Origin of the sequence: Stenotrophomonas sp. HMWF003, assembly GCF_003061285.1 — a bacterium.
GTDB lineage: Bacteria > Pseudomonadota > Gammaproteobacteria > Xanthomonadales > Xanthomonadaceae > Stenotrophomonas > Stenotrophomonas maltophilia_AP.
Genome location: NZ_QAIW01000190.1, coordinates 5,434 through 7,605, shown reverse-complemented (window position 1 = coordinate 7,605; position 2,172 = coordinate 5,434). Strand labels below are relative to the sequence as shown.

Here is a 2,172-nt window from a genome sequence, read left to right as displayed (position 1 = left end):
GGACAGCCAGTTCGAGCTGCAGCACCGCCATTACATCGGGCAGTACACCGACGCGGCGTTCCTGATCGTGGAGCACACCGGCAGACCGCTGGGTCGCCTCTACCTGCACGACGACGGCGATGCGCTGCACATCATCGACATCCTGCTGCTGTCCGCCGAACGTGGACAGGGCATCGGCACGGCCATGCTTGCACACGTGCAGCAACTTGCACGGCAGCACGCGTGCACCGCCGTGCAGCTGAGCGTGCTGCGCGACAATGCGGCCGCACTTCGGCTGTATCAGCGGCTCGGTTTTGCCAGCGTTGGCAGCGACACGCTGCGCCTGGTGATGCGCCAGGAATTCAGTTGAACAGTGCCTGGTAGATGAACCCGGTGCGGTCGCGCGCGATCGGCACCAGGAAGATGCCAAATTCGCCCAAGGCCTCATGCTGCATGGGGTAGGTCTTCTGCGGGAACACGATCGCTGCTTCGTGGCGGAACAGCAGCGAGAACGGTGCGCGTACCTGCCCCGGCAGTGACTCACCCGGCTGCAACGGGCGCGCCTCGACCAGCACGAACGAGGTGTTTCCCACATCGCCCAGCGCAACCTCGAACGTCTGGTTCACCAGTCCTGCAAAATTGTCCAGGGCAAAAAACTGCATGCGCTTCCCGTCCTTGCAACGCTGTGGTCAGGGAGCGAGTCTTGCACAAAGCCGGCACGGGCGGAACACCGTCCGCGCACGCGCGGCGGCACGCGTGCAACCGCACGGCGGGCAGTCAACCGGAGGGTTCTGCCAATGCCAGCGCCTGCAGTTCGCGCTGCTGGAGCGCACGTGCCTCCTCCAGCTGGAACTGCGTGGCAAACAGCGGCACCGCGAACACGAAACGCGCACCGCTGTCGTCGCGCCGGATGACGTACGCCAGCTGCAACCGCGCCAGCGCGCGCCGCAGCGTTTCGGCCTCCACGGCCACGCCGGCCGCGTCGAAGGCGGCCAGTACGTCCTCCAGGGCAACCCCGCGCTCGGCACCCGGGCCCAGCTGCGCGCACGCCAGGCGATACACCACGATGCGGTCGATCCGGTTCGCGAGCGGATCGGGGGTCAACCGCGCCCAGCCGGCCAGCGCGTCGAACACCGGATCCGATCCCAGGGCCGCATGCAGCTGGCGGGCATCGATCACCCGCTCGCCCCGCCCCAGCTGCGACAGCAGCTGCTGGCAGACGATCGCCACCAGGTTGGCACGCCGGCCGCAGGCCGCCACCAGCGTACGTGGCAGGTCCAACGCGGCGAAGTGCACGCCCAGCCGCGACATCGGCTCGGTGGCCAGCGCATGGCAGGCCTCGTCTTCCAGCCCGCCCACGTGGATGACCTCGCCAAAGTTGCGCAGCGGTGAGGCGAAATCCAGTGTCACCGCCTCGTAAAGATCCCAGAACCCGGCCAGCATGAAGTGGCAGCGCCCCTCTTCACTGATGGCACGCAACGCGGACAACTGCGGGTAGCCGTGCTGGGCCTCATCGCGCAGGAACAGGTCGGTTTCATCGATCAACAGCAGGACCCGCCGCCCCTCGGCGCTGGCTGACATCGCCGCGACCAGCGCGTCGATGCCGGTGTCTTCGGGCAGGCCAAGCTCCGCGGCCAACCGCACGGCCAGGCGATGGTCACGCAGGGACAGATACCGGCAATGCACGTGCGGGTGCCCAACGAAACGGCGCTCGATCGCCTTCATCAGGCTGGTCTTGCCCAGCTGCCGCCCGCCCACCAGCAGGTAGTTGCCCGGTTCCCGGTTGAGCACGCGCGCCAGCAACGATTCACGCCCGAAGAACGCCGCCGGGCGGGTGATGCCGCCATGGGTCTGGTAGGGCGATATGCGGGTCACTTTCAGCTGACGCGCCAGCAGCGCAACCAGCAGCGCCACGGCGCCCGGTTGCAGCAGCCACCGCGTCTGCGCCGCCTGGTCCAGGCAGGCGCAGAGGTTGGCCGGGTCGTCGGCATAGGCCATCAGTGCCGGCTCGGCCTGCAGCGACGGGCTGACCAGCAGCACCACGTCCTGGCCGTTGGGCATGCCGCGCAGTTGCTGCACGATGGCGTCGCCGGTCATCTCCGGATCGGGCAGGTACACCCACAGGCGCTCCAGCGCCAAGGGCAGCGTGTCGGGCAGGCGCCACTCACGCACGCAGCCGGGCAATGTCCAGCC

General features: G+C 68.1%; 3 protein-coding genes. 1 reads left to right on the top strand and 2 read right to left on the bottom strand.

The features are described 5' to 3' along the window. On the top strand, positions 1 to 349 hold a 349-nt coding region (locus DBR34_RS07660; RefSeq protein ID WP_181393939.1), incomplete at its 5' end, for a GNAT family N-acetyltransferase. Here DBR34_RS07660 and DBR34_RS07655 read toward each other — a convergent pair. After that, a complete protein-coding gene (locus DBR34_RS07655) occupies positions 342 to 641 on the bottom strand; it encodes a hypothetical protein (protein ID WP_128096347.1) in 300 nt (99 codons plus the stop codon). The two genes, DBR34_RS07660 and DBR34_RS07655, sit on opposite strands and share 8 nt — an antisense overlap. A 115-nt stretch (positions 642 to 756) precedes the next feature. Continuing rightward, positions 757 to 2,172, bottom strand: a 1,416-nt coding sequence (locus tag DBR34_RS07650; protein WP_219928231.1) for an AAA family ATPase, incomplete at its 5' end; no start/stop codon positions are given.